At 59.1% G+C, this 4,957-nt stretch carries 7 protein-coding genes and 1 pseudogene; 5 read left to right on the top strand and 3 right to left on the bottom strand.

The window, feature by feature from the left end; all coding sequences use genetic code 11:
* Positions 1-67: 67 nt before the first annotated feature.
* A pseudogene (ssb, locus tag GOB83_RS14430) lies at positions 68-496 on the top strand (single-stranded DNA-binding protein); the annotation flags it as partial.
* A 74-nt stretch (positions 497-570) separates the two neighbouring features.
* Here ssb and GOB83_RS14425 read toward each other — a convergent pair.
* From GOB83_RS14425 to GOB83_RS14415, 3 genes are all read right to left on the bottom strand, one after another.
* Entirely contained in the window at positions 571-1,200 is a 630-nt protein-coding gene (locus GOB83_RS14425) for a hypothetical protein (protein ID WP_165926597.1), read from the bottom strand.
* A complete protein-coding gene (locus GOB83_RS14420) occupies positions 1,188-1,973 on the bottom strand; it encodes a hypothetical protein (RefSeq protein ID WP_143221937.1) in 786 nt (261 codons plus the stop codon). The genes GOB83_RS14425 and GOB83_RS14420 overlap by 13 nt, the downstream gene beginning before the upstream one ends.
* A gap of 91 nt (positions 1,974-2,064) precedes the next feature.
* Entirely contained in the window at positions 2,065-2,922 is an 858-nt protein-coding gene (locus GOB83_RS14415) for a hypothetical protein (protein WP_165926596.1), read from the bottom strand.
* Between the two features lie 231 nt (positions 2,923-3,153).
* Here GOB83_RS14415 and GOB83_RS14410 point away from each other — a divergent pair, with 231 nt between their 5' ends.
* From GOB83_RS14410 to mobF, 4 genes are all read left to right on the top strand, one after another.
* Positions 3,154-3,483 carry a type II toxin-antitoxin system PrlF family antitoxin gene (locus GOB83_RS14410; protein ID WP_264802855.1) on the top strand — a complete coding sequence of 110 codons (330 nt, stop codon included), beginning with the start codon at positions 3,154-3,156 and terminating at the stop codon, positions 3,481-3,483.
* The gene (locus GOB83_RS14405) at positions 3,470-3,835 is read left to right on the top strand and encodes a type II toxin-antitoxin system PemK/MazF family toxin (RefSeq protein ID WP_165926595.1); all 366 of its coding nucleotides are present in this window, start codon (positions 3,470-3,472) and stop codon (positions 3,833-3,835) included. The genes GOB83_RS14410 and GOB83_RS14405 overlap by 14 nt, the downstream gene beginning before the upstream one ends.
* Positions 3,836-3,917: 82 nt before the next feature.
* Positions 3,918-4,178: a hypothetical protein gene (locus tag GOB83_RS14400; RefSeq protein ID WP_095350320.1), complete on the top strand. Its 261-nt coding sequence runs from the start codon at positions 3,918-3,920 to the stop codon at positions 4,176-4,178.
* Positions 4,175-4,957, top strand: a 783-nt coding sequence (gene mobF, locus GOB83_RS14395; protein ID WP_165926594.1) for a MobF family relaxase, incomplete at its 3' end; no start/stop codon positions are given. The genes GOB83_RS14400 and mobF, both read left to right, overlap by 4 nt.

Below are 4,957 nucleotides of genomic sequence, written 5' to 3'. Positions count from 1 at the left end.
TGAAAGCCGCTTAAATCGCCCCTCAGATCAGTGATATTTTTCTCAATATTTTTAGTGGAACAGGCAAATGTCAGGCAGCGTTAACAAGGTCATTCTGGTCGGTAATCTGGGCAAAGACCCCGAGGTGCGTCATGCGCAGAGCGGTCAGAAGATTGTTTCTTTCTCTCTCGCGACCAGCGACACGTGGAACGACCGCGCCTCTGGCGAAAAGCGCGAGCGGACCGAATGGCACCGTGTTGTCATTTTTAACGACCGGCTGGCCGATGTTGCCGAACGCTTCCTGCGCAAAGGCCGCAAGGTTTATCTTGAAGGCGCGTTGCAGACCCGTAAATGGACCGACCAGAGCGGGCAGGAACGCTACACGACCGAAGTGATCGTTGACCGCTTCCGTGGCGAGCTGGTTCTGCTTGATGGCCGCCCGGAAGGCGATGCGGACGGTCATTATGGCTCTGCCTCTGGGAGCGGGCAGGCTGCTCCTGCCTATGGCAGCGCTGGCCCGATGGACGAAATTCCGTTCTGAATTGGTGGATATGGCGCGCGCCGAACGCGCGCCATTTTGGACACAAAAAATTAGTTCTGGTTCTGGGTCGGGATACGCAAGGGTGTGAGATCACACCAAGCCTGTCCGCTTTCCGTAACGTAGCTATGGCCCTCACAGTAGCGCGCCCGTTCCAGCGTATGCGACACCACCGCATAATGTGCCAGCAGCCCCCCACAGAAAAGCAGTGCCCCGGCTAGGGCCAGACGTGAAATCGCTTTCCAGCATGTCGCCCGGTAGAACTCTCGTTCGTGATGGGGCATCTGCTGTTTCAGCCGGTCATACAGCTCCGTTTTCAGCCCTCCCATGATTGAGGCGATCATCTTGTCAATGGTCACCTGCTGGTACTGTTTGAGCCGTTCCTCCTCCAACTTGATCCGCTGTTCCCCTGCCGAGCGGATTGCCTGCACAGCTTCCAGTCCGTTCGCCAGGTCTGCGCGCAGCTGCGCCAGACTGGTCTGTGCCGTGTTTTCGGCGGCTGCTATCCGTGCGGCAGCCGTGTTCAGGCGCTGGCAGGTTTCTGCTGTCGCATCGCCCAAGCGGGCTAGCAGGAACCCCAGCGGGCTATTCAGATCGATGCCCGCATCGTGGAGGCTGGCAAGGAAGCGCTGTCGCGCTTCCTCTTCCGGCGTTCTGCTGACGGGATGATTTATGGCATCCATTCGTCAGCACCTTCCTTGGTCAGATTGGTGGTGAAGTCCTTCAGCCATTTCTGAGCCATATGGACCCAAAGAGGGTTAAGGGGGCGTCCCGACTGCCCTGTTTTATTGGCAATCGCCTCGAATACACTCAGCCCTTCCTCTTCAATATATTTCATGCATGTAAGCGCAGGCATGTCGATCGGGATTACACCGGCTTTGGTCATTTCGGTCATCCGGGGGTCCTGCCTTAGCCACGCAAAAGGGTTTTCCGTGCGGCTGGTGTTACGTTGCAGGCCCGCATTCAGGAAGAGCAGGCTTGTTCCGCCCTGAAATGCGCCGCCAGCCCAAATCCGATGCATATGCTCGAAATCATCCCGTTCCGGCCCGGTGAAATAGGCATAGGTCGGGGTCAGGTTTGATGCGGCAAGAAAGTGCCCAAGATCAGATTCTGCCGCAAGTTCCTCGCTAATTCTGTCCCCGCCGCCCATGTCGATTACCACCGAGGCATTCTGCTTTAGCGCCAGCGCTAATGTATCGGCTAGCCAGACCTTGCAGGTTTCAAGTGTCGCGTTTTTTGGGCGGCCAACGCCATGTGCTCCCTCTGGTGGGTAAAGACGCGACAACATCGGGTTGTTAATGTCGCCGTCAGCGACAAGGACCTTGTGCCCCACCCCGATGGCATGTTGTGCGATGACGGCGCAACCTAAACTGCCACCGCTGCGCCCGCGTCCTATACGCCACAGGGCGCGGGGGCTGTGAGTGGGAACTGTAGGCAATTTATTGGTGTCAGCCATAAAATGAGACCTTCTAGTGAAAGGCGGGCACCATGCCCGTCTTTCACTATTGTTGCTCATTCCGTTGTGACGCTGTGCAGTGACCTAGACGTTAGAGTTTCCCACTACCCCGAGCTGCACGATAGACGAACTTTTCTCCTTCGCTCATGGAGCTTGTTGTCTCGTGTCGCGCATTTATTAGCCGCCCTACGTCTTTCAGCCACTCCCCTTCGAACTCATAGCCCCGTTTGCTGGGATAGCCCGGAAGATCGTCGCCAAACTCCCATGCGTTCCCACTCAGGGGGTTGATTTCGCCTTCTCGAACTGGTGGCAGGGTAGGGTCGAATGGCTTATAGGCGCGATACGACACCCCTGCGATCTTGGGTAGGTCAAGGGTGACGAGTGGCGTGTCGCCAGTCAGCGCGGCAGCATTGTGTCCTGCTGTTGACTGCGGATTGGCAACAGTGGCCGCTCGCGCCTTTCGTGCTTCGGCTTCTGCCTTAACGCGCTGGTTGTGTTCCGCCACGCGGGCGGCTTCCTCGCGCCGCCATGCCGCGGCCCTTTCTGTCTTTTCCATCCTGTCGTGCAGGGCGGCCTGCTCGGCGGCTTCCGCCTCGCGCCGCTGGCGAATTCCCGCCTGAATGGCCGCCTTTTCGCTCTCGCGTTCCGCTTCGAGGCGCAGGGCTTCGGCGGCCCGTTCCGCAGCACGCTCGTTCCGTCGCTCAAGCCATTTTCCGACCCGGTACCACGTCAGCTGGGCACAGCGGATCGTGGGCGTCTGGCCTTTGCCGTTCAGCAGCCCGACCGAGGCGAACCAGTCGCATAATGCCCGCCAGTTGATCCGGCGACCGTCCTGATGTGCCAGCAACGCCTCGCGATGGCGCTCCATCCATGCCCGTACAGATGCGACGCCAGCAGCGCCGTCAAGCGCCTCCAGTGCCCCCTCTATCCCGATGCTTGCTGCCGACATTTTACCCGTCCCCTGTCCTCTACGCTCGTCTGTGACCGCGCCAGCACCCTATAACACGCCCTCACTTCCACCTCAAGAAAACATCAGCTTTGCTCGCGCTTTACATCGGAACTACTTCACTTCAACATCAACAAAAAGATTTCTCCATATACAAATGCAAACGTTCCGTTTGCCGCGCCTGCGGCGCGTCAGCCCTTCGGTTAAAGAGCAGTCGCTGATCGGGTTGATGGCGTGTTGCTGGCCTCTGCCAGTTGCATCCTGATGGGGGTATGCCGGGGGTGTGGATATGGCGCTGGCGACAGAATACTTGCGGATGGCAAGGAAATTCCTTACCTTGGGAACATGATCAGAAGCCGCCTCACCAGTAAGTCCCAGACGACCATTCCGCAGGCTGTTCGTGCGACACTGGGCCTGCAGCCTGGTGACGAGATAGGCTATATCGTGGAGAACGGGCAGGTCATCCTGACCCGGGTATTGGCAACAGCGGAGCAGGATGATCCCTTCGCGACATTCGGCGAGTGGAATTCCGTCGCAGACCAACAGGCCTATGCCGGGCTTTGAGGTCTGGGACCTGATCAAGGTTCCGTTCCCCTATACAACTCGTCCCGTCCGTCAGCATCGCCCGGCTCTTGTCGTGCGGGTTGTGCAGTCTGCTGGCGCACCCGATCTGCTTTGGGTGCTGATGGTCACGTCGTCCGCTCACAGGCGATGGGCGCTCGATATTGACATCGACGATTTCAGGGCGGCAGGTCTTCCGGCTCCGTCCATGGTACGCACGGCGAAGATCGCGACAATTGAAGCCTTAGACGCCCAGCGGATTGGCGCTCTGCCGGCGGCGCAGCGGAAGGCGGTCGCGCAGGTCGTGGAGGTATTGTCGTCGACATTACGCGAGGGTTGCCCGCCCGGGCAGTAGGACGCGTCGGTCGGGTCGCGCGAACAGGCGTCACAACCATCTATGCGAGTCTTCTCGCCGTTTCACAACGGAGAGAAGACTGATGTCCGAGACGGCGCAGCTGCGCGATACATTGCAAGCACATACCAGGATACTGATGCTTTTGCAGACGCAGGCGGAGCAGACGACAAAAGGTATTACCACGATTATCGGACTACTGACGCCCCCGGAGGATGACGGGGGTAACCGGATTGCCAAAGCATTGGAAGCTCTGGCGGAGAGCATTGCGGTCCAGACGCAGGCTACGGTTGAGATGCAGTCTGTGGTTCAGGTACTGGTCTCCAAAATAGAGGCCCTGGCATGATGACATTTCGCAAGCTTTCCGCCGATGGAGCAGGGAAGCTGATCATGGCCTATTTGCGCGAGCATCAGATGGATGCCGCGCCTGGGGCTGAAGTGTCGCCGGACGGCGGCCAAGAAAAGGGCGGACGTCTCAACAACTACTATACTGGCCGGGAAGGGCGGGGCGACTGGGGGCCTGGCATCGGCCCGCTCGCGGCCCGCGCACTCGGCATTGATCTGACGGCTCCGCCCACGGATGAAGCCCTGTGCAATCTGTTCGAGGCCAAGCGTGCCGATACCGGCGAGGAGTGGCATGACATTGAGGGGGAGAAGACAACCAAACAGGCGGGTCGGAAGGCAGGCGGTCGCAAGCGCACCATCTCCGGGTTTGATTTTACGGCTTCGCCCGACAAGTCAGTCACGCTCGCCGCCGAGTTTGCGTCCACCAAGGCTGAGCAGGCGCTGATCTGGCACGCCATCCATACGGCGAATGATCGCGCCCTCATGCTGATAGCGGCGGAACTGGGCTGGGCGCGACGGATGGTGAATGGCGTGCAGGTCGACGAGCAGGGGGAGGTTGGTTGGGTGTCCTTCCGACACTATGCGGCCCGTCCCGCCATGCAGATTCAGGATGGTGTGTCAGGCCCGACGGCGTCGGTCGAAATTCCAGTGCCCGGTGATCCGCAGGCCCATATCCATAACATCCTGTTGAACATGGTGGCCACGGCAGACGGACATGTCGGCTCTCTGGATTCAGCCCGGATCACGAAAACGATGCCCCATATCTTTGGGGCCTATTTT

Origin of the sequence: Acetobacter fabarum, assembly GCF_011516925.1 — a bacterium.
Taxonomy (GTDB): Bacteria; Pseudomonadota; Alphaproteobacteria; order Acetobacterales; family Acetobacteraceae; genus Acetobacter; species Acetobacter fabarum.
The sequence above is the reverse complement of the archived record's forward strand: the minus strand, read 5'-3'. Positions and strand labels throughout refer to the sequence as shown.

What these genes read in the sequence shown, in the direction of transcription:
- GOB83_RS14425 (WP_165926597.1), bottom strand. Translation starts at nt 1,200, where the DNA reads ATGGATGCCATAAATCATCCCGTCAGCAGAACGCCGGAAGAGGAAGCG.
- GOB83_RS14420 (WP_143221937.1), bottom strand. Translation starts at nt 1,973, where the DNA reads ATGGCTGACACCAATAAATTGCCTACAGTTCCCACTCACAGCCCCCGC.
- GOB83_RS14415 (WP_165926596.1), bottom strand. Translation starts at nt 2,922, where the DNA reads ATGTCGGCAGCAAGCATCGGGATAGAGGGGGCACTGGAGGCGCTTGAC.
- GOB83_RS14405 (WP_165926595.1), top strand. Translation starts at nt 3,470, where the DNA reads ATGCCGGGCTTTGAGGTCTGGGACCTGATCAAGGTTCCGTTCCCCTAT.
- GOB83_RS14400 (WP_095350320.1), top strand. Translation starts at nt 3,918, where the DNA reads ATGTCCGAGACGGCGCAGCTGCGCGATACATTGCAAGCACATACCAGG.